The organism is Amycolatopsis speibonae, assembly GCF_042647925.1.
GTDB classification, from domain to species: domain Bacteria; phylum Actinomycetota; class Actinomycetes; order Mycobacteriales; family Pseudonocardiaceae; genus Amycolatopsis; species Amycolatopsis speibonae.
In genome coordinates this window covers 1-25,398 of the sequence record NZ_JBHRWK010000059.1, presented here as the reverse complement: position 1 = coordinate 25,398, position 25,398 = coordinate 1, and the positions used below count along the sequence as shown (strand labels likewise).

Genomic DNA, 25,398 nt, shown 5'->3' with positions numbered 1-25,398 from the left:
TCCGCGAAGAGGGTGCACAAGAGTGTAGCGGCTGTCCTACTCCGAGTACTGAACCTGCTTTCTGGGCATGACCGCCTGAAGTGATGCCTCGGCGGCGTCAGCGGAGCGCTCCAGCTGCCTCGGGTCCAGATGTCCGTAGACATCCACAGTGGTGCTGTACGACTCGTGCCCCAAGCGCTTCTGAAGAGTTGGCAGGTCGACGTCGGCGGCGATCTGCCACGAGGCGTGAGTGTGTCGGAGGTCGTGGATCCTCGGTTCCTTGTTCAGCCGGAGTGCGATCGGGATGTACTTGCCGTCGACGTCGCGTTCGGCGTTTGCGCGCGCGACCGCGAGAGACCAGACACGATCGCGGAAGTTGTTCTCGCGGAGCCGTGCGCCTCGGGGGCCGGTGAACAGTGGCGCGTCCTGTTCGCGGTTGAAGGTGAGCGACGCCAGTTGCGGGATGAGGGACGGCGGGATGGAGACGGTGCGGCGGCCCTTGCGGGTTTTGGTGGTGCCGACGTAGTGGCCGTTGTCGGCGCGCTTGATGGCCTTGGTAACCCGCACGGATGAGGTGGATGCGAGTAGGTCGAGGTCGCCGACGTTGAGGGCGACCAGTTCGCCCCATCGGAGTCCGGTGGAGACGAGGAACGTCACGACCAGCTTGTAGAACTCGGGGATTTGGGAGAGCAGGAGGGAGAACTCGCCGTGGGTGAGGAAGCACATCTCTTCCTGCACATATTCGGGGAGCCGTTGACCGTGGAAGGGATTGTCGGGTCGGTACTTGGGGACTGCTGATCCGATCGCGGAGGACAGGAACGCATGCACGTTGCGGAGGGTCTTGCCGCCCATTCCTTCGCCTTCGTCCCACCGGTCGTTGACCCACCTGGCGGCGAGTTTGTCGAGGTCGTCGTGGTCGATGGGGAAGGCGCCGATGTAGGGGTTGATGTGGTTGCGGGCGTAACCCCTGTAGTCCTTCTTGGTGCGGGTTTCGATGCCGGTGAGGTGCTCGACGTAGTCCTCGATGATGTCCGCGATGGTCGGGACCTTCTTGCGGATCGCGTCCATGGCCTTGGTGGCGTCAGTCAACCGGCCCCCGGTGGCGTCGAGGAGCTTCTTCGCGCGCTCAGCCTCGGTCTCGTCGTCGAAGGTCATGCTGTCGCGTTTCTTGGCGTCCGGGCACCACCACACCACCCGGTAGGCGCAGGTGCCGTTCGAGCGGGGCCGGGTCTCGATGCTGGCCATCAGTCCTCCTCGACAGTCAGTGCGGCGAGTTCTGCCCGGAGCGCGGCTATGCGACGGGCGCGCCAGGTGGACCCGAGGTGGCACATTTGGTCGACCGTCGTGCCGAGGACTTCGGCGATGGCTACTGCTTCGCCGAGTCGGATCGTGCGAGCGTCGGTACGGCCGTCGGCGTGGTGCTCCATGCGCGTGATGGCGGTGCTGTCGATGCTGTATCCGTGCGGGACGAGTGCTGTAGCGAGTGCAACTTGCGAGACACCCTTCTTGGCACGCAAGTCCCGCATCCCGATCGCGAAGTTCTTCTCGGCGGTCACAGGTTCTCCTCGATGAGCTCGGCGATCTCGGCGAACGGTGCGCCGCTGTCGTTCAGGTTCGCTATGGCCCACGTCGCCCCCGGCGCGGCCAAACCGCATCGGCTCGCTCTAGATCCGGCCCATTTGAGGATCGCTGGCGTCAGATCGCCGCCAGCGGCGTACTGATTTCGTGCGTCGCGGAAGACCCAACCATCGTCTCGTGGTGCCCAATTACCACCCTGATCGCGGCGGTACAGTTCGCACAAGATTCCTAGAGGGTCCATGAAGCCGTCCGACAGTCTCATCGCACCACGGGCCTGCCGAAACTCGCCCGATCGGAGAGCATCAAGCCAGATCCTCTTCACGCCTGGAAAGATGCGGCCGATCGATATGATCTGAGCTGGGTCCAGTTCGGTCACTGGCCCCCCTCGGTTCTGATGGCGAGAGCAGTGTCGACCACATCGCGGAGGCGTCGGAGATCAGCGATGGATGCAGTCCTGACCGACCAGATGAGCGAGTCGATGGCGCCTTCTGGAGGAGATTTTTGCGCCTCACCAGAGCCTTGGCCAGCCCCCCGTACCGCCTCCGGGTCAACCCCCTCGATGCCAGCAGCATGAAGTGCCTCGTCCGCATCAACGGCGACCGCACCTGCTGCCTGCACCACCGTTGAGGCGGTCGTGTTCACGGGGACTTGCACGCCTGATCGAACCTCGTAACCAGCTTCCAACTGGCGCCACCGCCCCTCGGAGAATCCCGCCGAACGAGCGGCCGCGCGAATCGATAGCCCGGCTGCCTTCCGACCTTCGCGAAGCAACGAACCTAGCGAACTGGAGGGAACCTCGACGGATTCCAAGGCCACTAGCTCGCCTCTCAGAAGCTTGCTCGATGTACCTGGCTTCCAGCGCAGGACTCGGTCGATCGACTGAAGTGTCTTCGACTGATAGCTCGCGGCGTGAGCGTTCTCGATGCTTCGCTGCGTGCCAAGCGACGGGCCGTCAAGGTCGACCACGTCGTCTTGCGTGAGGTTCAATTCAAGACGACGGGCTCTGACGGCGTCACCGAACCGCGCTTGGGTTTCGTTCGATGATGCTGCTGTCATGACCCCATGATGAACCCCGAATCGTGGTCCGTGGGGACACAATTCGGGGTCTACGGGGACACTGATCAGAAACGAGTCTCTGACCTGCATCTATGTGGGGTGAGCGACGGGTTTCGAACCCGCGACCTCCTGGACCACAACCAGGTGCTCTACCAGCTGAGCTACGCCCACCATCGCCGGGCTTGGGAAGCTTCCCATCACCTCGGCCGCACTATATTAGCGTGCCCGTTCCCGGGGCTCGCAACGGGTTACCGTTCGTGGCGTTCCTGCACTTCAGCGGCCGCGGCCTTGGCCTGTTCGGTGGTCGGGCCGGGCTGCGGGACGAAGGCGACGCGACGGTAGTAGTCGAGCTCGCCGATGGACTCTTTGATGTCGGCGAGGGCGCGGTGCGCGAGGCCCTTTTCGGGCTTGGCGTAGTAGATCCGCGGGTACCAGCGCCGGACGAGTTCCTTCACCGACGAGACGTCGACCATGCGGTAGTGCAGGTGTCCGTCGAGGGCGGGCATGTCGCGGGTGATGAAGCCGCGGTCGGTGGCGATGGAGTTGCCGGCGAGCGGGGCGACGTTGGCCTCGGGCACGTGCGCGCGGATGTACTCGAGCACGCGCTGTTCGGCTTCTTCCATGGTGACCGTGGAGCGCCGGACCTCTTCGGTGAGGCCGGAGCGGGCGTGCATTTCGCGGACGACCTCCGGCATGCCTTCGAGGGTTTCGTCGTCGGTGTGGATGACGATGTCGACGCCCTCACCGAGGACGTTGAGCTCGGCGTCGGTCACCAGCGCGGCTATTTCGATCAACGCGTCCTTGCCGAGGTCGAGCCCCGTCATCTCGCAGTCGATCCAGACTAGGCGGTCGTTCACCCCGAAACCCTAACCCGACCCGGGGATTCGCGACGCGCGACGTGCGGGTTCGGCGCGTTGCTGGCAGCGTGTGCACCCTCAGGTGAGCCATATCACAGACCAGGGAGCGACAGTGGCCGAACAGGGTCCAGCCCAGGAGATCGCACAGGGTTACGTGAGCGAGGGGGCGGCGGTGGAGCTCGGCGCCGTCGTGATCGACGGCAAGGCCGACGCCGGTGCGGCGGTCCGCCTGCCGTTGGCGACGCTGAACCGGCACGGGCTGGTCGCGGGCGCGACCGGTACCGGTAAGACGAAGACCTTGCAGCTGATCGCCGAGCAGCTGTCGGCCGCGGGCGTGCCGGTGGTGCTGGCGGACGTGAAGGGCGACTTGTCGGGGCTCGCCGCGCAGGGCGAGAGCAACGACAAGATCGCCAAACGCGCGGAGGAGCTGGGTGACGCGTGGGAGCCCGCCGCGTTCCCCGTGCAGTTCCTGTCGCTGGGCACGGGCGGCAAGGGCGCGCCGATCCGGGCGACGATCACGAGTTTCGGCCCGATCCTGCTGTCGAAGGTGCTGGGGCTCAACGAAACCCAGGAGTCGACGCTCGGCCTGATCTTCCACTGGGCCGATCAGCGCGGCTTGGCCCTGCTGGACACGAAGGACCTCCGCTCGGTCATCACGCATCTGACCAGTGACGAGGGCAAGGAGGACCTCAAGGGCATCGGCGGCGTCTCGGCCGCGACGGCCGGGGTGATCCTCCGGTCGCTGTCCAATCTGGAGGCTCAGGGCGGCGAGGACTTCTTCGGCGAGCCCGAGCTGGACGTCCACGACCTGATGCGCCAGGTCGACGGCAAGGCGATGGTGACCTTGCTGGAGCTGGACAACCTCCAGTCGAAGCCCGCGCTGTTCTCGACGTTCCTCATGTGGCTGCTGGCCGAGTTGTTCGAGGAGCTGCCCGAGGAGGGCGACCTCGACAAGCCGAAGCTGGTGTTCTTCTTCGACGAGGCGCACCTGCTGTTCAGTGGCGCGTCGAAGGCGTTCCTGGAGCGTATCGAGCAGACCGTGAAGCTGATCCGCTCGAAGGGCGTCGGCGTGTTCTTCTGCACGCAGCTTCCGACGGACATCCCGAACAACGTCCTCTCGCAACTGGGCGCGCGGGTGCAGCACGCGTTGCGCGCGTTCACGCCCGAGGACCAGGCCGCGCTGACGAAGACGGTGAAGACGTACCCGAAGACGAAGCACTACGAACTCGACTCGGCGCTGACGTCGCTCGGTATCGGCGAAGCGATCGTCACCGTGCTTTCCGAACGGGGCGCGCCGACGCCGGTCGCGTGGACCCGCCTGCGCGCGCCGCGCTCGAAGATGGGCTCCATCGGCGCCGAAGCCATCTCCGCGGCGACGGCGTCTTCGGATCTGCACGCGAAGTACGCCGAGACGATCGACCGTGAGTCGGCCTACGAGAAGCTCGCCGCGAAGGTGGCCGCGCCGTCTGCCGGTGAGGCTCCGCCGGAGGCGCCCCCGGCTGCGAAACAGGAGAAGGAGGCACCGGGGATGGTCGAGCAGGCGATGAAGAACCCGGCGGTGAAGTCGTTCCTCCGGTCGGCGGCGAGCGCGCTCGGGCGGGAGATCACGCGAGGCTTGTTCGGGAACCGGAGGCGGTGAGGAATACCTGACGCATTCTGTCAGGTATGTCCGGCAGGCTCGGTGCCATGACCAACACCGCGACAGCGTCGTTCACCGTGGACGGCTGGGATCCGCAAGCCACCGAGAAGCCCGAAGGCACCGAGTTCTCACGGGTGCTCCTGACCAAGACGTTCACCGGGGACGTCGAGGGGACCAGCGCCGTCGAGATGCTCACGGCGGTGAACGAGACGTCGTCGGCGTACGTCGCCTTCGAGCGGCTGTCCGTGTCCGTCGACGGGCGCAAGGGCGGCTTCGTCCTGCATCACTCGGCGGGGGAGAACGGGCATCACCTGATCGTCCTGCCGGGCTCCGGTCACGGTGACCTGGCGGGTATCACCGGAACGGCGGAGATCGTCCAGGACGACGAGGGCAACCACACCTTCACCCTCACCTACGAACTCTGAAATCCGTGAAGGCCTCCTTCCCTACCCTGAAGGTAGGGAAGGAGGCCTTCACGGACATCGCCTGCTGGGCCGCCCCCTGACAGCGGTCCAGACGGCCGGGTCAGCCGACGATCTGTTCGACGATCTTCTTCGCGTCGTTGATGGGGATCGCGAAGCCGATGCCGATGCTGCCGGTCGAGGACGGGTTGTACAGCGCCGAGTTGATGCCGATGACGTTCCCCTGCGCGTCCACCAGCGCCCCGCCCGAGTTGCCCTGGTTGATCGGGGCGTCGGTCTGGATCGCGGTGTAGCTCGGCCCGGCTTCGTTCGTGGTCCGGCTGTACGGCGAACGCCGTTCCTGGCCGCTGCTGAGCTCGTCGAGCTTGCGGTTCAGCGCGCTCACGATGCCGGTGGTCACCGTGTTCTGCAGGCCGCCCGGCGAGCCGATCGCCACGACCTGCTGACCGGCGGCGAGCTTGCTCGAATCGCCGAGCGAAGCCGGTGTCAGCCCGCTTGCGTCCTTCGCCTGCAGGACGGCGATGTCGGCCTTCGTGTCGGCGCCGACCACGCTCGCCTTGTACTGCTTGCCGTTCGAGAGCGTGACGGTGACGTCGCCCTGGGCGTCGGCGACCACGTGGGCGTTGGTGAGGATGCGTCCGTCCGCCGTCAGGATGACGCCGGAACCGACGGCCTCACCCTGCGCGGTGGTCACGTTCACCTGGACGACGCTCGGCGTCACCTTCGCGGCGACCCCGCTGACGTCACCCGAAGTGGTGTTCCCGACCGGTTGCCCGGTGGCGACCGCGGACGAACCCGTGCCGGACGCCGACGACGCCGAGCCGAACCCGACGAGCGCCGCTCCGCCGACCCCGCCGACGAGCGCGGCACCGAGCGCCGTCGCGCTGACGAGGACGGCGATCCTGCCGCCTTTCTTGCGCGGCGGCGGGACCGGTGCCGGGGCCTGCTGCGGCGTGAAGAGCGGATTCGGCGCGGCCTGCCAAGGGGTGTAACCGGGGTACTGCTGCTGGTGCGGCGGCTGGTGCCCACCGGTGGAGGCGGGGCCGGGCCGACTCTCGTTCTCGGTCATGGAACAAGATTCGCGCTCTTACTTGTGAACCTCCTGTGGAAAACCCCTGTGCTTTCCTGAGAAGAATCACCTGAGAAATCTCAGCGTTTCCTCAGTCGAAGAACGTCGGGACGTCCAAGGCCCCGCCCGACGCCTCGAATTCCTCGTGCACCGCGGCGCGGAGTTTCGCGTCGGCCAGATAGTCGACGGCGGTCATGGCCAGCCCCAGCGCGCCGTCGACGACCGCGCGATCGCCGTCCGGCGAACCGGCCGCGGCCGCGAACTCCTTGGTGTGCAAGGCGGTCGTCGGCCCGGCGATGGCGATCATCGGGTGGATCGCGGGCATCCGGTAGGAAAGGTTGCCGAGATCGGTCGAGCCGGTGAGGAATTCGGGCACGATCCCCGGCGGGAGCGGTTTGCGGCCGGCGTCCACCTGATGCACCGACCAGCGTCCGGCGAGCGTGGTGTTGAACCGGATCGGCAGGTACGCGGGCTGGGCGTCCCATTTCAGTTCGACTCCGCAGCCGGTCAGCTCCGCCGCGCCGCGCGCGACCGCCGAAACCCGCTCGGCGAGGTCGCGCAACGTGTCCGGCTGCGCGGACCGGAGGTAGAACAGCAGCGCCGCGCGTTCCGGGACGACGTTCGGCCGTGCGCCGCCGTCGGTGAAGACGCCGTGGACGCGGTCGCTGGAGGGCAAATGCTGCCGGAGCGCCGCGACACCCTGATAGGCGGCGACGGCGGCGTCGAGCGCGTTGCGTCCCATGAACGGCTGAGCCGAAGCGTGCGCGCCGACACCGTGGAACACCATTTCCAGCTGCCGCCTGCCGAGGAACGGGTGCATGGCGATGTCGTGGCTGAACGGGTGCAGCATGACCACCGCGTCGACGTCGTCGAAAACACCCGCGCGGGCCATGGTTTCCTTACCGCCACCGCCCTCCTCCGCCGGCGTGCCGATCAGCGAGACCCGGCCGCCCAGCCGTTCGGCGACCGCCGCCGCGCCGAGGAAACCGCCCGCGCCCGCGGTGCAGATGACGTTGTGCCCGCAGCCGTGGCCGAGGCCGGGGAGAGCGTCGTACTCGGAGAGGACCGCGATGTGCGGGCCGCTGCCGGGAGTGGTCGCGACCAGGGCGGTGTCCAGTCCGCCCGCGCCGATCGTCACCTCGTGCCCGTGCCGTTCGAGCAGGTCTCCGAGCGCGCGGACCGAGCGGTGCTCGGCGAAGCCCTCTTCGGGGTGGGCGTGCAGGTCTTGGCTCAGCTCCACCAATTCAGCCGTCAGCGCGCGGATCCCGGCGCTGACGGCGTCCCGGGTGGCGGGGTCCGCGCCGTCGTGCGGCGAGCCGAGGGGTTCGGCCGCGGCGACGGCGTCCGCGGTCGCGTCGACCAGCGAGCGGAGGTAGCTGTCGTCGGGCGGAATCGGCGAAGCGTGCTCAGAGCGGATCATTTCCGGATGTTAACCGGTAGCTCTCCCGTGACGATCTGCGTGACGCCGGAGTACCGCTCGCCGACGCGGTCGAATCCGCGCCGGAACAGTTTCAGCGCGATCTCGCCGCGGTCGAACATCCGCTGTCCGCTCAGCCTGCCGAGGAAGGTGTCCGCCAGCCGCATCGGCTGGTCGCTGTGCCGGGCGCTGGTCAGCAGCACCAGCGAGCCGCCGGGCTTGAGCACGCGGGCGAACGAATCCAGCGCCGCGCCCGGGTCGGCGAACATGTGCAGTGCGGCGAAACAGCAGACGGCGTCCACAGTGGAATCGCCGAGCGGCAGGTCGACGGCGTCGGCACGCAGGAAGGCCACCGAAGCCGGGTTCGGAGCGGCGAGCGCCTTCTCCAGCATGGTGACCGAACCGTCGAGCCCGATGGACAGCCCGTCCGGGCCGACCGCTTCGCCGAACGCGCGGGTGAACCGGCCCGTGCCGCAGGCGACGTCCAGCGAGATTTGGCCGGGGCGCAGGCCGAGCGCTTCGACCGCGATCCGGATCTCGTCCGCCATGCTCGGGCCGGTCAGTCCTTTCGCGACCCTGCCCAGCGTCGGCCGCCAATACCGCTCGTAGATCATCGGCACGGCGGAGGTGCGCATCAGCCGCTGCGCGAGCCCCGTCGGCGGCCCCGCCTGCGGGATTTCGCCCAGCAGATCGAGAAAACCCTTGTCCGGTCCGGTGGTCGTGGTGCCCGGCCGCAGCAGGCCCAAGAGACGTTCGCGGTTGTCCGGCATCGCTGCTCCCTTCACGGTGTTCACCCGAGAATCTGCCATGACCGGCCCGTTCGCGACATTCCCGCCGCCGCGACCCGAAACTGTCGGTGGCCGTCTCTAACGTCGGAGGGAGTCGCCGTTCCCCAGCCGAAGGAGCCCGAAATGACCGGCTCGATCCTGCAGCCCGCAGCCACGACCACGCTTCGCATCCCGGTGCGCGGCCCGTTCGACCTCGACAAGTCCATCCGGTTCCTGACCGATTTCCCGCCCGCGTGCCGCGCCGACGCCGCCGCCGAACCCGGCACCCTGCGCCTCGCCTTTCCCTCCGAAGCGGGCTGGGAGCACGTCGGTGCGGCCGTCAGACAGAGATCGCCCGGCTCGATCGAAGTGGAGGTCTTCGCCGAAGAGGGGCTCGCCGTCGAGGTCGGCGCCCAGGTGCGGCGGATCCTTTCGGTGGACGTCGACGGTGTCGGCTTCGCCAAGGTCGGCACCGCGGATCCCGTGGTGCGCCGTCTTCAGCTGGCGTTCCCCGGGCTGCGGCCCGTTCTGTTCCACTCGCCGTACGAAGCGGCCTGCTGGGTGATCCTGGGCCACCAGACGCGGATGGCGCAGGCCGCCGGGGTGAAACGGCGGCTCGCCGAGGAGTTCGGCAGGCCGGTGGACGTCGGCGGGAAGATCCTCATGTCGTTCCCGGCGCCGGACGTCCTGGCCGGGCCGGAGGCCGGGCGCGGACTGCCGGAGGTGAAGGCCGAGCGGCTGCGCGCGGTGGCCAACGCCGCCAAGGACGGTCTGCTCGACGCCGCGTATCTGCGCGCGATGCCGGTCACGGACGCGTTGAGCCGGTTGCAGCGCTTGCCGGGGATCGGCCCGTTCTCGGCGCAGCTGATCCTGATCCGGGGCGCCGGGCATCCGGACGTCTTCCCGGCGGACGAGCCTCGGGTGCAGGAGGCCATGCGAGTCGCGTACGACCTGCCGGAAGCGCCGGCAGAGGAGTTGGAGGAGCTGTCCACGGTGTGGCGGCCATTCCGCAGCTGGGTGGCCTTCGCCCTGCGAAACGACCGGAGTCTCGCACGTGCGGGAACGGAGGTTCGATGACCGCCTGACACCGGGCATATCCGGCTTGTGGTGAGCTGGTGAGGTGAGCTCGTCTCCCGCCGAAACGGTTTCCGACATCGCCCAGTCCACCCCGCCCGGCACGATCACCCTGGTCACCGGTGGTCTCGCACTGCTCGTGGTGCTGTCGGGCAGGCCGTGGCGGATCGCCCGCAACCTGATCACGCTCGTCCACGAGGCGGGCCACGCGCTCGCCGCGGTGCTGGTCGGCCGCCGATTGCAGGGCATCAAGCTGCACTCGGACACCTCAGGCGTCACAGTCTCCCGCGGCAAGCCGGAGGGGCCGGGGATGGCGTTCACCGCGCTGGCCGGGTACCCGGCGGCCGCGGTGCTCGGACTGGTGTTCGCCGGGCTGCTCTCGTCGGACCTGATCACCGTCGTGCTGATCGTGATGGCGCTGATGCTGCTGGGTGTCCTGGTGATGGTGCGCAACACCTACGGCGTGTTCGCCGTGGTCACCAGCTCGGTGGTGCTCGGCTTGGTCGCGCTGGTGGCGCCGTCGTGGTTCCAGGCGATCTTCGTCTACCTGCTGACCTGGTTCCTGCTGTTCGGCGGTGTCCGGCCGGTGGTCGAGCTGCAGATCAAGCGGCGCCGGGGAGGGGCGAGGGATTCCGACGCCGATCAGCTCGGCAGGCTCACCGGGATGCCCGCGGTGCTGTGGGTGCTGGTGATGGCCGTGCTGACGGCGAGCTGTCTCTTCGCGGGCGGGTTGTGGCTGCTGGAGCCGACCGTCGCCTGACCGGGGCGGTACGGCAGACTGATGGCTCGTTCCGCGCGGAAGGAGTCGGGGATGGACGAGGTCGCCAAGGCCGTCGAGGAATGCGCTCGATCGGCGAAACGGGCCGCGCCGTCACTGGCCGCCGCCTCGGCGGAGGCGATCGACGCCGCGCTGAACGCCATGGCGGACAAGCTGGTCGAGCACGCCGACGTCGTGCTCGAAGCGAACCAGGCCGACATCGCCAAGGCGCGCGAGGACGGCATGAGCGCGGGTCTGCTCGACAGGCTCACCATCACCCCCGAGCGCCTGACCGGCATGGCCGAACAGCTCCGTCTCCTGGCCGGTGCGCCGCACCAGGAGCGGTCCGTCGACGTGTCCACTTTGGATGGTGGACTGCGGCTGGTGGAACGCCGCCGCCCGGTCGGCGTGATCGGCGCGAACTACGAAGCGCGTCCGAACGTCACGGTCGACGTCGCCTCGCAGCTGGTGAAGTCGCGCAACGGTGGCGTGCTCCGCACGGGCTCCGCCGCGCTCGGCTCGGCCCAGCGCCTGCGCGAGACCGTGATCGCCCCCGCGCTCGCCGAGGCGGGTATCGACGCGGACGTCATCCAGCTGGTGCCGCGCGCCGAGCGCGAAGCGGCTTCCGCGCTGGTCCGGTTCCCCGCGCTCGTACCGCTGGTCATCCTGCGCGGCAGCGGTGACAGCACCCGTGCGCTGGCCACCGAGGCGGCCGTCCACGGCGTCCGCACGCTGGCCCACGCCGACGGCGGCGGCGTGCTGTACGTCGACGAAGCGGCCGACACCGACAAGGTGCGTGACCTCGTCTTCAACAGCCTCGACAGGCTCGGCGTCTGCAACCGGCTGAACCTGCTGCTGATCCACGAGGCCGCCCACGACCGCGTCTGGCCCGGCATCTCCGGTGCGCTGGCCGAACGCGGCGTCACGCCGTCGCTCGCCCCGCACGAGCACGCCATCGGCTACGAATGGGCGCTCGATTCAGACCGCGAAGCGACCGTCACAGTCGCGAAGGTCGCCAGCCTGTCCGAAGCGGCTGAGATCGCCAACGAGCGAACCTCGGGCCTGGCCGCCGGCATCGCCACCGAAAGCAGCGAAGCCGCCGACGCGTTCTTCGACGCGTACACCGGCACCGGTGTCTTCTGGAACGCGCCCACCCGGCTGCTCGACGGCTTCAAACTCCTCGCCGTGCCCGAGACCGGCATCAACCTGGACAGGGTCCCCGGCCCGCGCGGCCCGGTCACCTACACCGATCTCTACGTGCGCCAGTACGCCGTGCTGCCCGCCTGACCTACCTCGCACGCTTTACTTGAGTGTCCCGAGCGCCACACTCGGGACACTCAAGGTCTCAAGCGTGGCGCTCGCGACCCTGCCCGCTCAGGAACCTACTGCCGAGTGGTTTCGTGTGGCTGGACGGACGACTCGCGTGATCCGACGGACGACAGGGCGGAGTGAGGCGTCGGTCCAGGTGGTCGTGAGCGGCAAGTGTCGTTAGAACGCGACTTACCACTCACGACCAGCCCGGACCGCCGAGGCGATAGCAAAGGTCCCTTGCTCTCTCCCGGCCGGAGGTCAGCGGCGACGGCGCCGTTTGGGCCGGGGCGGCAAGGAGGTCGCGACGGCGTCCTCGACCTCGTCCACGACGGGGTCAGGAACAGGAGCGGAGTCGCCCAGCCCCAGCATCTCCGCGGCAAGCTGCTGCGAAGAGGCGAACATGCCCGAAGGCCTGTCCCGCGCCCGACGCAGCGAAGAGGGCCGAAGGCGGTTGTACCCGCGCACCGAAACCGGCCGCCGCGTGCGGACCTCGTACTGCGGGAGTTCCAGGAGTTCGGTGGCGAGTTCCTTGTCCACCAGGATGGTGCCCGGCCGCGCGATCGAGGTGAGGCGGGCGGCGAGGTTCACGACCGAGCCGTAGACGTCGCCGAACCGGCTGAGGATCCGGCCCGACGCCAGACCAGCGCGCACGGCGGGCAGGGTCTCGTCGGCGTCGGCGCGTTCGGACAGCGCGAGGGCGATCTCGGCGCCGTCGACGGCGGAATCGGCGACGAACAGGACCTCGTCGCCGATCATCTTCACGATCCGCCCGTGGTGATCGGCGACCACCTCGGTGGCGACGGATTCGAACCGGTCGAGGATGGCTGTCAGCTCGTCTTCGCCGACCTGCCTGGTCAGCCGGGTGTAGCCGACCATGTCGACGAACCCGACCACCTCGGTCCGCGTCTCGAGGTCTTCGTCCGGCATGGCCATCGCCCGGCCGGCGTAGGCCGCGAGATGGCGGCGCCAGACGAAGTCCTGCACCTTCTCCAGTTCGGGCAGCAGCCGTTCGACGAGCCGCCCGATCTGGCGTTCGCTGCTGCCGATCTCCTTGTTCTCGGTGATCATCGTCCACAGCATGTGGACCTGCCATTCCGCGAGCCGCGAAAGGTGCTGGCCCAGCGCGCGCGTCACCGCCAGCTCGATGCTCGGGTCGATCATCCCCGAGCTCATTAGCTGGTCCGCCGTGCGGATCGCGTCGATGTCGGCGTCGGTGAAGACGACCTCGTCGTCCTCGACCGTCGCGAAGCCCAGCGCACGCCAAAGCCGCCGAGAGCGTTCCTCGGGAACGCCTGCCTTCTCGGCGACTTCGAGCCGGGTGTACTTGCGCTTTCCGCCGAGCAGGATCCGTTCGAGGCGCTGTTGCAGCGCGTCGGACGAGATCTCGCCGGGTTCGGGCATCAGGTGGTGTGGACGATGAGCACGTCCACCCCGGACTTTCGTGCGACCTCGGACGGTACGGAGCCCAGGATGCGGCCGGCGAGCGTGTTCAGTCCGCGGTTGCCGACCACCAGCAGATCCGCGGAACGGTCGGCGACGACCTTGCGCAGCGAGTCGACCGGGTCGCCGACGACAGCGGCGGTCTCGATGCTCTGCGCGCCTGCCTTCGCGGCCCTGTCACGGGCGGAGAGCAGCGTGTCCTCGGCCGGAGCCGAGCCCACGACCTGGTACGCCTCGTCACCGAGGGCGTCCTGCGCCTTCTCCACGTCGCCCTTGTTGGCGGGGTAGTAGGCGCACACGATGACCAGGGTCGCGCCGGCGTCCCCGGCGACGCCCGCGGCCTTGTCGACCGCGGCGAACGAGGAATCCGATCCGTCCGTGCCCACGACCACGGTCCGATATGCAGCCATCCGCAACCTCCACCGATCTCCTCCGGCTCGCACACGCGCGCGAGCAGCGACGATAACCGCTGGACGATCGGCGCGCAGGCCGTCGTGAAGGCGGTCGGGTGAGAAGGTTACTCGCCAGTCGGTTTCTGTGCCGCCGCAGGCCGAGGTGAAGCCTTCGCGCCGGATGTGGCCTTCGGCACATCGGCCATCCGGAGCTGCACGGTGGCCTCCGAGTCGGGCGACGGCTTCGCCTTCAGATCCGCCGGGACGTGCGGTTCGTCGCCGAGGACGTGTGTCGCCTCGGCGAGCGCGGTCCGCGCGGTGCGGACCTGCTCGGCCAGGCTGGAGCGCACCTTGCGGAGCGCTTCCACCCGTTCGGTGGCCTGGGTGATCCGCCGGTTGGACTCCTCGGTGGCCTGCCGGACGCGGCGGCGTGCCTCGTCGGCCGCCTCGGCGAGCCGGGCGTTGGCCTCGGTGATCGAGTCCTGCTTGCGCTTGTTGGCGTCCGCGACCGACTCCCGCTGACGGCGCTCGATGTCGGCCTTGGCCGTCGTCTCCTCTTCGAGCACCTTCGCGCGGATTGCGGCGGCGTCATCGGTGGCCTCGCGGACCCGGCGGGCGGCCTCGGCCTTGCTCGCGGCCTCCTGCTCGGCCAGCGCGTGCATGGCCTCGGTGCGCCGCGACGCCATCGCGATCTCGAAGTCCTCTTCGACCTGCGTGCGGCGCTGCTGCGACTCGGCGTCGAGCTTGTCGCGCTCGGCCTTCGCCTTGTCGGTGATGTCCTTCGCCTCGGCGCGGGCCGTCTCCAGCACGCCGCGGTGCTCGGCCTCCATCTCCTTGCGGCGGAGGTCGAGCTCGTTGAGCAGCTGCTCGTAGCGGGCCCGCATGGCGCTCGCGTCGGTCTCCGCCTTGGCGCGGATGTGCCCGGCTTCGGCTTCCGCGCGCGCCTTGGTGTCGGCGGCCTCGTCCTGTGCCAGCCGCAGCATGCGCTGCAGCCGCTCGGACAGGCCTTCGACGCTCGTCGGCGGCTGGGCGAGCCTGTCGACCTGCCCGCGCAGGTCCGCGATCTCGCCGCGCGCGATCTCCAGCTGCCGTGCCAGGTCGCCCGCTTGCCCGATGGCGGCATCACGATCGGCGGTGAGCATCTTCAGATCGGCGTCCAGCCGCTCGAGATGCTCGTCGACCTGCGCACGGCTGTAACCGCGCTTCGCCACGTCGAAGCCGGCTCCCAGCGGCACTAGCTCCCGTTCCTCGCCAAGGCTCATCCTTCTACCGTAGTCGAGCTGGGGTCACGGAAGGGTGAGCACCCACGCAACGCGCGGCGAAAGTGCGTTCTGGCGCGCTAAACGTTCCGGAACGCGTTGATCCCGTCGATGTGCTTCTCACGCAACTCGTGGTTCCGGACACCCAGACCTTCTTCCGGTGCAAGGGCGAGCACGCCGACCTTGCCCTGGTGGGCGTTGCGGTGCACGTCCAGCGCGGCCTGGCCGGTGTCTTCCAGCGCATAGGTCTTCGACAGCGTCGGGTGGATCAGACCTTTCGAGATCAGCCGGTTCGCTTCCCACGATTCGCGGTAGTTGGCGAAGTGGCTGCCGATGATCCGCTTCAGGTTCATCCACAGGTAGCGGTTGTCGTACTGGTGCATGAATCCGGACGTCGACGCGCAGGTGACGATCGTCCCGCCCTTGCGCGCGGCGTAGACCGAAGCGCCGAAGGTCTCGCGGCCCGGGTGCTCGAAGACGATGTCCGGGTCCTCGCCGCCGGTCAGCTCGCGGATCTTCTTGCCGAACCGCTGCCACTCCTTCGGGTCCTGGTTGTTCTCGTCCTTCCAGAACTTGTAGCCCTCGGCGTTGCGGTCGATGATCAGCTCCGCGCCCAGCTTCCGGCAGATCTCGGCCTTCTCGGGGCTGGAGACCACGCACACCGGGATCGCGCCGCCGTTGAGCGCGTACTGCGTCGCGTAGGAGCCGAGGCCGCCCGAAGCGCCCCAGATCAGCACGACGTCGCCCTGCTTCATGTCCGCGCCGTTGCGCGAGACGAGCTGGCGGTACGCGGTGGAGTTCACCAGACCGGGGGAGGCGGCCTCTTCCCAGGTGAGGTGGTCCGGCTTCGGCATCAGCTGGTTCGACTTGACCAGCGCGATCTCGGCGAGTCCGCCGAAGTTCGTTTCGAAGCCCCAGATCCGCTGCTCGGTGTCGAGCATCGTGTCGTTGTGCCCGTCCGGGCCTTCGAGTTCGACGTTGAGGCAGTGCGCGACGACCTCGTCGCCCGCCTTCCAGTTGTGCACGCCGGGGCCGGTGCGCAGCACGACGCCGGACAGGTCCGAGCCGACGACGTGGTACGGCAGGTCGTGGCGCTTCGCCAGCGGCGAAAGCCGTCCGTAGCGCTCCAGGAACTTGAAGGTCGAGACCGGCTCGAAGATCGAGGTCCAGACGGTGTTGTAGTTGATCGCGCTCGCCATGACCGCGACCAGCGCCTCGCCGGGGCCGAGCTCCGGGGTCGGGACCTCGTCCACGTGCAGCGACTTGCGCGGGTCCTTGTCCCGGCTTTCGAGGCCTTCGAACATGCCCGCCTCGTCCGCGTGCACGGTCACCCCGCGATAGGCCTCCGGCACGTCGAGCGACGCCACGGCGCCGAGGTCATCGTTCAGAATGGCCTGCTGGATCTCGCCGAGCTGCGACATCGGAACCTCCGCGAATGGGGTGGTGGCGTGTGGCGGCACTGTGCCGATGTGGGCTCACCGGCAACGAGTGGTTCGCCCAAATTACTCACCGGTAACCAAGACCACAACTGTACGAGACGTGGAGCACGTACACATCCCGAAGTGTTATCGACCGGTCTTGACCGGCTGGCCAACCAAGCGGAGCATGGGCGGTGGAGATCTCTCCGACCTGCAGGTTCAGCCGAATTTCGGAGGTGAGCACGCATGAACGAACCCACGACGCGCCCTTGGACCCGCCCCCATGACTGGGCGGAGGTGGTCATCGGTGTCGTGGTCGCGCTTTCACCCCTCTGGATGACCACGGACAACATCGCCATGTGGTCACTCGTCGTCCTCGGCGCGCTGATCGCCCTCGACGGCCTCGCGTCGCTCGCGATGCCTGGCATGGTCTACGGCGAAGGCATTCAGATCGTCCTGGGCGCGCTGCTGTTCGTTTCGCCCTGGGTCATGGGATTCGCCACCTTCATGGGCGCGTCCTGGACGGCCTGGGTCGGTGGCGTCCTGACCGTGGTGGCCGGGGCGGCCGCGATGCCGATCGCCCAGGCGACGCACAAGACGGCGGGACAGCACTGACGCGAGAGGAGAAGGCGTGAAAGAGGACTCGGCGAAACAGCGCATCCTGCGAGCCGCGGAGGGGCTGTTCGCCGAGTCCGGTTTCGACGCCACCCCCACGTCCCGGATCGCCGAACAGGCCGGCGTGCCCAAGGGCCTGGTGCACTACTACTTCCGGCGCAAGTCGGATCTGCTGGCCGCACTGGTCGCCGAACTGCCGGACGCCCGCATCGAACCGGCCGTCGTGGTGGTCCCCGGCGACCTCGCGGGCAGCCTGCGCGGCCTCGTCGTGGAACTCGACAGGCGGTTCAACCGGTCCTTGGCGCTGTCACACCTGCTGTGGCGCGAGGCCGACACGCACCGCGCCGTCCGCGACGCGCTGGCCGAACGGTTCCAGCAGCTCGTCCGCCAGGTGAAGGCGGTGATCGTCGCCGCGACCGGCGGCAAACTCGCGATCGCCGACGTCGATTCGGCGTCGGGGCTGCTCGCGAGGGCCGTCAGCCATCGCCACGCGACAGCACGGCACAACGAAGACGGGGACCCCGCCGAGATCGATCGCGAGGTCGCCTTCATCGCCGATGCGCTGTCATCCAGGTCGCGCGCTGACGAGAACCTTTCGCAGGGCGCGGGGCCGCAGGAAACCGGCGGTTGACAGCGAAGGCGCCCTGCAAAACGTTCTCGTGGCCTTCGGCCGAAAGAGGGCGCGCGACGGTGAAGTCTCCCGTCGCGCTGACGCGCATCCGGGAGACATACTGCCGGTCACCTCGTCAGTGGGCGGGCTCGACCAGTTCCACCAGCACGCCACCGGCGTCCTTGGGGTGGACGAAGTTCACCCGGCTGTCGGACGTGCCGCGCTTCGCCTCGTCGTAGAGCAGCCGGAGTCCCTGCGCGCGCAGTGCCGCCGCGGCGGCGTCCACATCGGACACTCGGTACGCCAGCTGCTGCAGCCCGGGGCCGCTCTTCGCGAGGAACTTGCCGATCGCGGAATCGTCGCGCAGCGGCGCGAGGAGCTGGATCGCGGTCTCGGTCCCGGCGGTGCCCGGCGCGCGCAGCATCGCTTCGCGGACGCCCTGCTCCTCGTTGACCTCCTCGTGCGCGACCTCCAAGCCGAAGTGCTCGGTGTGGAAGGCGATCGCGGCGTCGAGGTCGGGCACCGCGATGCCGACGTGGTCGATGGCGGTCACGAACGGTTTCAGCGCCTGGTTCATGCAGAGCAGGATAGGTGCGGGGGCGGACGAACCGGCGTGCGCCGCCTCACACTGGCTCCATCAAGACGCCCGTGACCCGGGTATGGTCGCGAAGACCCCCTTTGCCCTTGCGCCGATGCTTGGAGGACGCCGTGTCCGGTTCCGTGATCCTGGGTGCCGCCCGTACACCGATCGGGCGATTGCTCGGTTCCCTGAAGGACTTCTCGGGCGCGCAACTCGGCGGCTTCGCCATCAAGGCGGCGCTGGAGCAGGCCGGTGTCTCACCGGACGCGGTCCAGTACACGATCATGGGCCAGGTGCTCACCGCCGGCGCGGGCCAGATCCCGGCCCGCCAGGCCGCGGTCGCCGGCGGCATCCCGATGACCGTCCCGGCGCTGACCATCAACAAGGTCTGCCTCTCCGGTCTCGACGCCATCGCGCTCGCCGACCAGCTCATCCGCGCGGGCGAGTTCGACCTGATCGTGGCCGGTGGCCAGGAGTCGATGACCCAGGCGCCGCATCTGCTGCCGAAGTCCCGCGCGGGCTTCAAGTACGGCGACACCACGCTCGTCGACCACATGGCCTACGACGGTCTGTTCTGCGCCTTCGACCAGGTCGCGATGGGCTCCTCGACGGAGAAGTACAACAACCGCTACGGGCTCACCCGCGAGCAGCAGGACGAGTTCTCCGCGCGCTCGCACCAGCGCGCCGCCGCCGCCATCGAGGCCGGTCGCTTCGACGCCGAGATCGCGCCGGTGTCGATCCCGCAGCGCAAGGGCGACCCCGTCGTCTTCTCCAAGGACGAAGGCGTCCGCGCCGACACCACCGCGGAAAGCCTCGCGAAGCTGCGCCCGGCGTTCGCCTCCGACGGCACCATCACCGCCGGTTCGGCCTCGCAGATCTCCGACGGCGCGGCCGCGGTCATCGTCGCGAGCAAGGCCAAGGCCGAGGAACTGGGCCTGACGCCGCTCGCCGAGATCGGCGCGCACGGCGTGGTCTCCGGTCCGGACGCCAGCCTGCACGAGCAGCCGTCGAACGCGATCCTGGCCGCGCTGGCCAAGGAGAAGCTGACCGCGGACGCGCTCGACCTCGTCGAGATCAACGAGGCGTTCGCCGCCGTCGGCCTGGTTTCGGCCGACAAGCTCGGGCTCGACCCGGAGAAGGTCAACGTCGACGGCGGTGCCATCGCGCTCGGTCACCCGATCGGCGCGTCCGGCGCGCGGCTCGCCGTGCACCTGATCCACGAACTCCGCCGTCGCGGTGGCGGCCTCGGCGCGGCCGCCCTCTGCGGCGGTGGCGGCCAGGGCGACGCGCTGCTGCTTCGCGTTCCGTAAAGCCCTTGCCGGTACAGCTGGACATCGACGAACTGGTCGGTCGCGCGCGGGACGGCGTCCCCCGCGCGATCGCCCGGTTGCTGTCGCTGGTCGAGGACGCCCATCCGCAGTTGCCCGAGGTCGCGGCGAAGCTGACGCCGCACACCGGCAGCGCGCGGGTCGTCGGGCTGACCGGTCCGCCCGGTGTCGGCAAGTCGACATCGACGTCCGCGCTGCTCACGGCGCTGCGGGCGCAGGGCCTGCGGGTCGGGGTGCTGGCGATCGACCCGTCGTCGCCGTTCTCCGGCGGGGCGTTGCTCGGCGACCGGATCCGGATGACCGAACACGCCACCGATCCCGGCGTGTTCATCCGCTCGATGGCCACGCGCGGGCACCTCGGCGGGCTTTCGTGGGCGACGCCGCAAGCGGTCCGGGTGCTCGACGCGGCCGGGTTCGACGTGGTGCTGATCGAGACCGTCGGGGTCGGGCAGTCCGAAGTGGACGTCGTGAAACTGGCCGACACCACGGTGGTCCTGCTCGCGCCCGGGATGGGCGACGGGATCCAGGCGGCGAAGGCGGGCGTGCTGGAGATCGCGGACGTGTTCGTGGTCAACAAGGCCGACCGGGAGGGCGCGGACGCGACCGTCCACGACCTCAAGCAGATGATCTCCTTGGTGCGCCGGGAGATCCGCGGTCCGAGCTGGCGTCAGCCGATCGTGCGGACGGTGGCTTCGCGCGGTGAAGGCGTCGACGACGTCGTTCGCGCGCTGGGTGACCACCACGACTGGCTGGTCCAGCGCGACGAACTGCCCCGGCGCCGCGCGGCGCGGGCTCGTGACGAGGTCGAGGCGATCGCCGTGCAGCGGTTGCGCGCGGAGATCGTCGACCTGCGCTCCGGCGACCGGCTCACCGAACTGGCCGAACGCGTGGTGGAGCGCAAGCTCGACCCCTTCGCGGCGGCCGAAGAACTGATCGCCGAGCTTAGGGACTCGTGAGTGCTGAGTGGAAGGTGTGACGGTGGAGGATTTGGGACGTTGAACGTCCCAAATCCTCCACCGTCGACTCCCGCGCCCGCGCGACCATCGCCCTTCGCGCAGATCAGGCGCAGGTAGGAAAATACGGGTCCGTCCTTACCACTCACGAGGTTTTGGTCAGAGGATTTCGATGACGCGCACCTTCGGCGGCCGATTCGGGAAGCTGATGTCGGTCCACCGGTTGATTCTGACGTCGGAGCCGTTGCTGTCGTAGTAGATCAGGTCGTTGTTGCCGGTGGAGATCCGGTCGATCCACCAGCCCCCGAAGCTGATCCTCCCTCGGTTGGCGTAGCAGTCGACGCTGGTGCCACCGCCGAGATGCGACCAGATCTTCAGGAAGTTCTCCCCGGCGCGGCAGGGGATGTGGTCGATGGCGAACGACGTCCCGGTCGGGACGACCATCGTGAACGTGGCGGCGACGGCGGCCGCCACGGCCATGACGCGGCCGGCTGTCTTCTTGCTCGAGATCACGGAATTCTCCTTTAGTGAAGGGAAAAGGAGGTGCATCGTGCGCTTTCGAGCATCTCGATCAAGTGTGGCCGGTGTCAATTTCCCGCCCGCTTCACGGGTGCTTTGGGACAGGCAAGTCTGGCCGACCGTGCAGCGGTCAGAATTCGACGTACATCTTGATGTCGCCGAAGTCGCTGTCGAGATTATCCAGGTGGCTGACCGCGTCCTCTTTCCAGACCTCGAGCTGGTTGGTCTCGCCGAACGTGAGCTGTTCGCCGTCGGCGACCTTGGCGGCGTAGTTCGTGATCGTGACCGTCTGCCCCCGGCAGAACTCGACGCGCTCCAGGAACCTGTCGGCCATGTCGGGGTCGAAGACGCGGCCCATCCGGACGTAGCCGTTGTTGATGTGCTCCTCGCAGTAGAAGTGCGCCGCGGCGGAGGCGACCCACTCGGTCAGCGACGGCTCCCGGGGCGGCCACTTCTCCCGGACGTGCGACTTGATCTCCCTGGCGAGCCGGATGACCCGGCGTCGTTCGAGATCGGTCAGCCCGTCCTCCCGGCGGAAGTCGAGGATCATGTCGTCGATGACCTTGGCGAGCCTGAGCATGCGCGGTTTGTCGAGTTCGGCCGGTTTCTCCGGCGGCAGTCCGGCCATGACCCTCTCGTGCACGAGGACATACTGCGTGTACGCGTAGAGGAAGGTCAGCGCGTTCAGCTGCCATTGGTGTCGTTCGGCGATCTCCACGGCTCCGACCCTAACCGCGCACCTACTTCCGGACCTGTGTGAGCGGCGGGGATTCACCCTATGCTCTCTTCTTCGTCCACGGCTGGGAGGCAGGAACCGTGCAGAGGATCGCGAAAGTCTTTGTGGCTGTGCTGGGCGCCGGGCTGATGCTCGCGGCCGGTACTGCAACGGCGTCCGCGGAGGGCGTCCCGCCGAAGGTCACGAAGGGGCCGTGCCAGTACACGCAGACACCGGACGACCCGGCCGTGCGCCCGGTCCCGCTGCCGCCGGACCCCCGTCGCACGCCGAGCCGGGGCAAGGTGCCGGTGCAGCTGAAGACGAACCAGGGCAAGATCGACCTGACCCTCGATCGGGCGAAGGCGCCGTGCACGGTGCAGAGCTTCCTGCACCTGGCGACGCACCGGTTCTACGACCGGACGACGTGCCACCGGCTGACCGCGTACCCGACGTTGAAGGTGCTGCAGTGCGGTGACCCGAGCGGGACCGGCGAGGGCGGCCCCGGCTACAAGTACAAGGACGAACTGCCCGTCGGCCTGCCGCCCGCGCCGACCGACCCGACCGGCGAGCGCAAGGTGTACTCGCGCGGCGTGCTCGCGATGGCCAACGCGGGTCCGGCGACGAACGGAAGTCAGTTCTTCGTCGTGTACGGCGACTCCGCGCTGCGGCCGAACTACACGATCTTCGGCACTGTCGGCCACGAAGGCCTCGAAACCCTCGACGACGTCGCCGCGGGTGGGATCAAGCCCACGCCGGAGGCCCCGGCCCCGGTCGACGGCGCCCCCGTCCTGAAGACCGACATCCTCCGGGCACGCCCCTGGTTCTGCTAGGTGACTTCGAAGATGGCCTCGCGCAAGGCCTGGGTGGCGCCGCCGAAAGCGTGCTTCGCGGCGGCGCCGTACCCGATGATGAGCCCTTCGCGCTGTGGCTCGCCGATCCAGTAGCCGCTGAGCCCTTCGAGCCCGATCGCGCGGCGGCGGCAGGCGGCGATCACCTCCATCTCCCGGGGGATCTCGCCGGGGAACTGGAGGACCAGGTGCAGCCCGGCGGAGATCCCCTGCGGCAGCACCGAATCCGGCAACGCCGCGAGCAGCCTGTCGCGCCGGGAGCGGTATTCGGTGCGCCAGCGGCGGATGTGCTGGTCGTAGGCGCCCGATTCGATCAGCTCGGCCATCGCCAGCTGGTCCAGCAACGCGGGCCGCGCGCCGCTCGCGGCCATCTCCGCGCGTACCGGTTCGACCAGGAACCGCGGCAGGACCATCCAACCCAGGCGCAAGGCCGGTGCGAGCGTCTTGCTCGTCGTCCCCACGTACACGACCCGTTCGGGTGCCAGCGCCTGGAGCGCGCCGACTTGCTGGTGGTCGAACCGGAACTCGCCGTCGTAGTCGTCCTCGACGACGACGGCGCCGGTCTCCTCCGCCCATCGGGTGAGTTCCGCGCGTCGCCGGGGAGCGAGGGTGACGCCCAGCGGGTACTGGTGCGCCGGGGTGACCACCACCGCCGGACTGGCCAAAGCGGACACCGTGATCCCGTGGTCGTCCACGGGGACGCCGACCACCCGGGGACCGTTGGCGGCGGCGATGTCCCGGTAGATGTGCAGCGACGGGTTCTCGAACGCGATCTCGTCCGCTCCGCGCGCGTGCAGGACCCGCGCCAGGATCGCGATCGCGTGCGAGAACCCGGAGCACACCAGGATGCGCTCGGGGTCGGCGACCACTCCGCGGCTCCTTGCCAGGTAGGCGGCGAGGGTCTCCCGCAACTCCGCCGCTCCGGACTCGGCCGTGTAGTCGAACGCCGACATCGGCGCCTGGTGCAGGGCCCGGCGGGTCGCCGCGAGCCACGCGGACCGGGGGAACGCGGACAGGTTCGGCCTGCCGGGGCGCAGGTCCCAGCGTGGAGCCGGGTCGTGGGGGACGGGCCTCGGCGGCGACGCGGGCAGCGCGCCCGCCGTCGCTACCCGGGTCGGGGCGCCCTGCGCTGTCCGCAAGTACCCCTCGGCGGCGAGATCGGCGTAGACGCGGGTGACCGTTCCTCTGGCCACCCCGAGGTCCTGCGCCAGCGCCCTGGTCGAGGGCACCGCCGCGCCCGGCTGCCAGCGTCCGGCCCGGATGGCCGCGCGGATCGCGGTGGCGAGCCCGGTCCGGCCGCTCTCGGGGCGCCAGTCCAGGTGGACGTCCATTCCCGAACTGGACCATGATTCTGCCATGTGACTGGACCATACTCGTGGGCCAGTTGCCACTAGATTCGAAGTCATGACAGAGCGAATCCACCTGGGCAAACGAGTGCCCGAGATCTACCAGGCCATGGCGAAACTGCAGGCCGAAGTCGAGAAGGCCGCCGCCAACGCCGGCGTCGAGCAGAAGCTCCTCGAACTGGTGAAGATGCGCGCGTCGCAGATCAACCACTGCGCCTTCTGTCTCGACATGCACTCCCACGACGCGGTGCAGCAGGGCGAGTCGCCGCGGCGGCTGTACGTGCTCGAAGGCTGGCGCGAGACCGAGCTCTTCACCGAGCAGGAGCGCGCCGCGCTGGCGCTGACCGAGGCGATGACCAACGTCGCCACCCTCCACGACGTCCCGGACGACGTCTACGAAGAGGCGACGCGAGTCTTCGACGAGGCCCAGTACCGCGCGGTCGCGTGGGAGATCATCGCGATCAACAGCTGGAACCGGATGTGCGTGACCAGCCACGCGCCGCTGCCCGAGCGCGCCGAATGACCGCGACGCGGCTGCGGGAACTGCACGTCGCGGGTACGCCGTTGCTCCTGCCGAACGCGTGGGACGCCGACAGCGCGCATCTCGTGGAAGCCGCCGGGTTCCCCGTCGTGGCGACGAGTTCCCATGCCGTCGCCAAGGCCCTCGGGTACGACGACGGGGAGAACGCGCCCGTCGACGAGATGTTCGCGGCGGCCGCGAGGATCGCGCGCGCGGTCTCGGTCCCGGTGACGGTCGACGCGGAAGGCGGGTACGGGCTCGATGCGGGAGAACTCGCGACGAGGCTGGCCGAAGCGGGCGCCGTCGGCTGCAACTACGAGGACACCGATCACACTTCCGGTGGACTTCGGTCACTGGAAGCGCAGGCGGACCGGATCGCAGAGCTGCGCAAGGCCGCCGGGGACGCACTGGTGATCAACACCCGCGTCGACGTCTTCCTCGGCGCGTCCGACGAGCAGGCCGTTCTTGAGGACGGGATCGCGCGGGCCAAGGCGTATTTCGAGGCCGGGGCGGACTGTGTCTACCCGATCCTGGTGAAGTCGCCGGACGTGCTCGGCGAGTTCGTGAAGGCTGTCGCGCCGGGTGCGGTCAACGCCGCTCCGATGCCGGGAGGCCCCGATCTCTCCGCGCTCGCCACTCTGGGGGTGGCGCGGATCTCGCTGGGCACCGGGCTGTGGCAGTCGGTCCGCGCCGATCTCCGGGCGAAACTGACCGGGCTCGCGGCGGGGAAGCTGCCGTACTAGGCGTACTCGGGGAATGGAACCGGGACGGTGCGGCCGGGGGCGTTGGATGCCGGCCGCACCGTCCCGGCGATCAGTGGGAGACCGCTTTTTCGGCGCCCGCGCCGGTGAGCGAGCGGACCTCCATCTCGGCGTACTTCTTCTGGTTGTGTTCCTTGGACAGCACGGTGCCGAGCCAGCCGAGGAAGA

28 protein-coding genes and 1 tRNA gene are annotated in these 25,398 nt (G+C 68.8%); 12 read left to right on the top strand and 17 right to left on the bottom strand.

Going from position 1 to position 25,398, the window contains the following annotated elements:
* Positions 1–36 precede the first annotated feature (36 nt).
* From ACFOSH_RS31480 to orn, 6 genes are all read right to left on the bottom strand, one after another.
* Positions 37–1,224, bottom strand: a complete 1,188-nt coding sequence (locus ACFOSH_RS31480) for a tyrosine-type recombinase/integrase (RefSeq protein WP_378243085.1) — start codon at positions 1,222–1,224, stop codon at positions 37–39.
* Positions 1,224–1,535: a helix-turn-helix domain-containing protein gene (locus tag ACFOSH_RS31475; RefSeq protein WP_378243083.1), complete on the bottom strand. Its 312-nt coding sequence runs from the start codon at positions 1,533–1,535 to the stop codon at positions 1,224–1,226. Before ACFOSH_RS31475 ends, ACFOSH_RS31480 begins: the two co-directional genes overlap by 1 nt.
* On the bottom strand, positions 1,532–1,933 hold the full coding sequence (locus tag ACFOSH_RS31470) for a hypothetical protein (protein WP_378243081.1): 402 nt from the start codon (positions 1,931–1,933) through the stop codon (positions 1,532–1,534). The genes ACFOSH_RS31475 and ACFOSH_RS31470 overlap by 4 nt, the downstream gene beginning before the upstream one ends.
* A complete protein-coding gene (locus ACFOSH_RS31465; protein ID WP_378243079.1) occupies positions 1,930–2,613 on the bottom strand; it encodes a helix-turn-helix domain-containing protein in 684 nt (227 codons plus the stop codon). The genes ACFOSH_RS31470 and ACFOSH_RS31465 overlap by 4 nt, the downstream gene beginning before the upstream one ends.
* 95 nt (positions 2,614–2,708) lie before the next feature.
* A tRNA-His gene (locus ACFOSH_RS31460) sits at positions 2,709–2,784 on the bottom strand.
* A 77-nt stretch (positions 2,785–2,861) separates the two neighbouring features.
* Positions 2,862–3,470: an oligoribonuclease gene (gene orn / locus ACFOSH_RS31455; RefSeq protein WP_378243077.1), complete on the bottom strand. Its 609-nt coding sequence runs from the start codon at positions 3,468–3,470 to the stop codon at positions 2,862–2,864.
* Positions 3,471–3,582: 112 nt separating this feature from the next.
* On the opposite strand from orn, the gene ACFOSH_RS31450 reads away from it, so the two are divergent.
* Together ACFOSH_RS31450 and ACFOSH_RS31445 are read left to right on the top strand one after the other, a co-directional pair.
* Complete coding sequence (locus ACFOSH_RS31450) at positions 3,583–5,109, top strand: helicase HerA-like domain-containing protein (protein ID WP_378243075.1); 1,527 nt, start codon at positions 3,583–3,585, stop codon at positions 5,107–5,109.
* Between the two features lie 47 nt (positions 5,110–5,156).
* On the top strand, positions 5,157–5,534 hold the full coding sequence (locus tag ACFOSH_RS31445; RefSeq protein WP_378243073.1) for a DUF3224 domain-containing protein: 378 nt from the start codon (positions 5,157–5,159) through the stop codon (positions 5,532–5,534).
* Positions 5,535–5,634: 100 nt separating this feature from the next.
* On the opposite strand, the gene ACFOSH_RS31440 is transcribed toward ACFOSH_RS31445, so the two are convergent.
* The 3 genes from ACFOSH_RS31440 to ACFOSH_RS31430 all read right to left on the bottom strand — a co-directional run bounded on the left by ACFOSH_RS31440 (position 5,635) and on the right by ACFOSH_RS31430 (position 8,787).
* Positions 5,635–6,600 carry a S1C family serine protease gene (locus ACFOSH_RS31440; protein WP_378243071.1) on the bottom strand — a complete coding sequence of 322 codons (966 nt, stop codon included), beginning with the start codon at positions 6,598–6,600 and terminating at the stop codon, positions 5,635–5,637.
* 91 nt (positions 6,601–6,691) lie between these two features.
* On the bottom strand, positions 6,692–8,020 hold the full coding sequence (locus ACFOSH_RS31435; protein WP_378243069.1) for a M20 family metallopeptidase: 1,329 nt from the start codon (positions 8,018–8,020) through the stop codon (positions 6,692–6,694).
* The gene (locus ACFOSH_RS31430; RefSeq protein WP_378243067.1) at positions 8,017–8,787 is read right to left on the bottom strand and encodes a class I SAM-dependent methyltransferase; all 771 of its coding nucleotides are present in this window, start codon (positions 8,785–8,787) and stop codon (positions 8,017–8,019) included. Before ACFOSH_RS31430 ends, ACFOSH_RS31435 begins: the two co-directional genes overlap by 4 nt.
* A 141-nt stretch (positions 8,788–8,928) precedes the next feature.
* On the opposite strand from ACFOSH_RS31430, the gene ACFOSH_RS31425 reads away from it, so the two are divergent.
* From ACFOSH_RS31425 to ACFOSH_RS31415, 3 genes are read left to right on the top strand one after another with little or no spacing between them, the layout of a single operon-like run.
* Complete coding sequence (locus tag ACFOSH_RS31425) at positions 8,929–9,861, top strand: DNA-3-methyladenine glycosylase family protein (protein WP_378243065.1); 933 nt, start codon at positions 8,929–8,931, stop codon at positions 9,859–9,861.
* A gap of 43 nt (positions 9,862–9,904) precedes the next feature.
* Positions 9,905–10,618 carry a M50 family metallopeptidase gene (locus ACFOSH_RS31420; RefSeq protein WP_378243063.1) on the top strand — a complete coding sequence of 238 codons (714 nt, stop codon included), beginning with the start codon at positions 9,905–9,907 and terminating at the stop codon, positions 10,616–10,618.
* A 51-nt stretch (positions 10,619–10,669) separates the two neighbouring features.
* A complete protein-coding gene (locus ACFOSH_RS31415) occupies positions 10,670–11,902 on the top strand; it encodes an aldehyde dehydrogenase family protein (protein ID WP_378243061.1) in 1,233 nt (410 codons plus the stop codon).
* Between the two features lie 282 nt (positions 11,903–12,184).
* Here ACFOSH_RS31415 and ACFOSH_RS31410 read toward each other — a convergent pair whose 3' ends face one another.
* The 4 genes from ACFOSH_RS31410 to ccrA form a co-directional block, all read right to left on the bottom strand.
* Positions 12,185–13,327, bottom strand: coding sequence for an adenylate/guanylate cyclase domain-containing protein (locus ACFOSH_RS31410; RefSeq protein ID WP_378243059.1), 1,143 nt, complete (start codon positions 13,325–13,327; stop codon positions 12,185–12,187).
* Entirely contained in the window at positions 13,327–13,776 is a 450-nt protein-coding gene (locus ACFOSH_RS31405; protein WP_378243057.1) for a universal stress protein, read from the bottom strand. Before ACFOSH_RS31405 ends, ACFOSH_RS31410 begins: the two co-directional genes overlap by 1 nt.
* Positions 13,777–13,883: 107 nt before the next feature.
* Complete coding sequence (locus tag ACFOSH_RS31400; RefSeq protein WP_378243584.1) at positions 13,884–14,993, bottom strand: chromosome segregation protein; 1,110 nt, start codon at positions 14,991–14,993, stop codon at positions 13,884–13,886.
* Positions 14,994–15,097: 104 nt separating this feature from the next.
* On the bottom strand, positions 15,098–16,438 hold the full coding sequence (gene ccrA / locus ACFOSH_RS31395) for a crotonyl-CoA carboxylase/reductase (protein ID WP_378243055.1): 1,341 nt from the start codon (positions 16,436–16,438) through the stop codon (positions 15,098–15,100).
* Between the two features lie 243 nt (positions 16,439–16,681).
* On the opposite strand from ccrA, the gene ACFOSH_RS31390 reads away from it, so the two are divergent.
* Together ACFOSH_RS31390 and ACFOSH_RS31385 are read left to right on the top strand one after the other, a co-directional pair.
* Positions 16,682–17,050 carry an SPW repeat protein gene (locus ACFOSH_RS31390; protein ID WP_378243053.1) on the top strand — a complete coding sequence of 123 codons (369 nt, stop codon included), beginning with the start codon at positions 16,682–16,684 and terminating at the stop codon, positions 17,048–17,050.
* A 16-nt stretch (positions 17,051–17,066) separates the two neighbouring features.
* Positions 17,067–17,681 (top strand): TetR/AcrR family transcriptional regulator, encoded by a 615-nt coding sequence (locus tag ACFOSH_RS31385; protein WP_378243052.1) that lies wholly within the window; start codon positions 17,067–17,069, stop codon positions 17,679–17,681.
* Positions 17,682–17,796: 115 nt separating this feature from the next.
* Here the strand turns inward: ACFOSH_RS31385 and mce are convergent, their stop codons facing one another.
* On the bottom strand, positions 17,797–18,237 hold the full coding sequence (gene mce, locus ACFOSH_RS31380) for a methylmalonyl-CoA epimerase (protein WP_378243050.1): 441 nt from the start codon (positions 18,235–18,237) through the stop codon (positions 17,797–17,799).
* A gap of 131 nt (positions 18,238–18,368) precedes the next feature.
* On the opposite strand from mce, the gene ACFOSH_RS31375 reads away from it, so the two are divergent.
* Both ACFOSH_RS31375 and meaB read left to right on the top strand, forming a co-directional pair.
* Entirely contained in the window at positions 18,369–19,550 is a 1,182-nt protein-coding gene (locus tag ACFOSH_RS31375) for an acetyl-CoA C-acetyltransferase (RefSeq protein ID WP_378243048.1), read from the top strand.
* A 5-nt stretch (positions 19,551–19,555) separates the two neighbouring features.
* Positions 19,556–20,524, top strand: coding sequence for a methylmalonyl Co-A mutase-associated GTPase MeaB (gene meaB / locus ACFOSH_RS31370; RefSeq protein ID WP_378243046.1), 969 nt, complete (start codon positions 19,556–19,558; stop codon positions 20,522–20,524).
* Between the two features lie 156 nt (positions 20,525–20,680).
* Here the strand turns inward: meaB and ACFOSH_RS31365 are convergent, their stop codons facing one another.
* Positions 20,681–21,034 (bottom strand): beta/gamma crystallin domain-containing protein, encoded by a 354-nt coding sequence (locus ACFOSH_RS31365; RefSeq protein ID WP_378243044.1) that lies wholly within the window; start codon positions 21,032–21,034, stop codon positions 20,681–20,683.
* Between the two features lie 136 nt (positions 21,035–21,170).
* Positions 21,171–21,758, bottom strand: coding sequence for a hypothetical protein (locus ACFOSH_RS31360; protein WP_378243042.1), 588 nt, complete (start codon positions 21,756–21,758; stop codon positions 21,171–21,173).
* A gap of 146 nt (positions 21,759–21,904) precedes the next feature.
* Between ACFOSH_RS31360 and ACFOSH_RS31355 the strand changes: the two genes are divergently transcribed.
* Complete coding sequence (locus ACFOSH_RS31355) at positions 21,905–22,585, top strand: peptidylprolyl isomerase (RefSeq protein ID WP_378243582.1); 681 nt, start codon at positions 21,905–21,907, stop codon at positions 22,583–22,585.
* Here ACFOSH_RS31355 and pdxR read toward each other — a convergent pair.
* Entirely contained in the window at positions 22,582–23,961 is a 1,380-nt protein-coding gene (gene pdxR / locus ACFOSH_RS31350) for a MocR-like pyridoxine biosynthesis transcription factor PdxR (protein ID WP_378243040.1), read from the bottom strand. The genes ACFOSH_RS31355 and pdxR overlap by 4 nt on opposite strands.
* A 46-nt stretch (positions 23,962–24,007) precedes the next feature.
* On the opposite strand from pdxR, the gene ACFOSH_RS31345 reads away from it, so the two are divergent.
* Together ACFOSH_RS31345 and ACFOSH_RS31340 are read left to right on the top strand one after the other, a co-directional pair.
* Complete coding sequence (locus ACFOSH_RS31345) at positions 24,008–24,472, top strand: carboxymuconolactone decarboxylase family protein (RefSeq protein ID WP_378243038.1); 465 nt, start codon at positions 24,008–24,010, stop codon at positions 24,470–24,472.
* A complete protein-coding gene (locus tag ACFOSH_RS31340; RefSeq protein ID WP_378243036.1) occupies positions 24,469–25,212 on the top strand; it encodes an isocitrate lyase/PEP mutase family protein in 744 nt (247 codons plus the stop codon). The genes ACFOSH_RS31345 and ACFOSH_RS31340 overlap by 4 nt, the downstream gene beginning before the upstream one ends.
* Positions 25,213–25,398 lie beyond the last annotated feature (186 nt).

Bases quoted from the DNA above. Each gene is read 5' to 3' on its own strand.
- ACFOSH_RS31465 (WP_378243079.1), bottom strand. From the start codon at position 2,613: ATGACAGCAGCATCATCGAACGAAACCCAAGCGCGGTTCGGTGACGCC.
- ACFOSH_RS31425 (WP_378243065.1), top strand. From the start codon at position 8,929: ATGACCGGCTCGATCCTGCAGCCCGCAGCCACGACCACGCTTCGCATC.
- ACFOSH_RS31345 (WP_378243038.1), top strand. From the start codon at position 24,008: ATGACAGAGCGAATCCACCTGGGCAAACGAGTGCCCGAGATCTACCAG.
- ACFOSH_RS31415 (WP_378243061.1), top strand. From the start codon at position 10,670: ATGGACGAGGTCGCCAAGGCCGTCGAGGAATGCGCTCGATCGGCGAAA.
- ACFOSH_RS31445 (WP_378243073.1), top strand. From the start codon at position 5,157: ATGACCAACACCGCGACAGCGTCGTTCACCGTGGACGGCTGGGATCCG.
- ACFOSH_RS31340 (WP_378243036.1), top strand. From the start codon at position 24,469: ATGACCGCGACGCGGCTGCGGGAACTGCACGTCGCGGGTACGCCGTTG.
- ACFOSH_RS31410 (WP_378243059.1), bottom strand. From the start codon at position 13,327: ATGCCCGAACCCGGCGAGATCTCGTCCGACGCGCTGCAACAGCGCCTC.
- ACFOSH_RS31355 (WP_378243582.1), top strand. From the start codon at position 21,905: ATGCTCGCGGCCGGTACTGCAACGGCGTCCGCGGAGGGCGTCCCGCCG.
- mce (WP_378243050.1), bottom strand. From the start codon at position 18,237: ATGAACCAGGCGCTGAAACCGTTCGTGACCGCCATCGACCACGTCGGC.
- ACFOSH_RS31390 (WP_378243053.1), top strand. From the start codon at position 16,682: ATGAACGAACCCACGACGCGCCCTTGGACCCGCCCCCATGACTGGGCG.
- ACFOSH_RS31430 (WP_378243067.1), bottom strand. From the start codon at position 8,787: ATGCCGGACAACCGCGAACGTCTCTTGGGCCTGCTGCGGCCGGGCACC.
- ACFOSH_RS31480 (WP_378243085.1), bottom strand. From the start codon at position 1,224: ATGGCCAGCATCGAGACCCGGCCCCGCTCGAACGGCACCTGCGCCTAC.
- ccrA (WP_378243055.1), bottom strand. From the start codon at position 16,438: ATGTCGCAGCTCGGCGAGATCCAGCAGGCCATTCTGAACGATGACCTC.
- ACFOSH_RS31435 (WP_378243069.1), bottom strand. From the start codon at position 8,020: ATGATCCGCTCTGAGCACGCTTCGCCGATTCCGCCCGACGACAGCTAC.
- ACFOSH_RS31405 (WP_378243057.1), bottom strand. From the start codon at position 13,776: ATGGCTGCATATCGGACCGTGGTCGTGGGCACGGACGGATCGGATTCC.
- pdxR (WP_378243040.1), bottom strand. From the start codon at position 23,961: ATGGCAGAATCATGGTCCAGTTCGGGAATGGACGTCCACCTGGACTGG.
- ACFOSH_RS31440 (WP_378243071.1), bottom strand. From the start codon at position 6,600: ATGACCGAGAACGAGAGTCGGCCCGGCCCCGCCTCCACCGGTGGGCAC.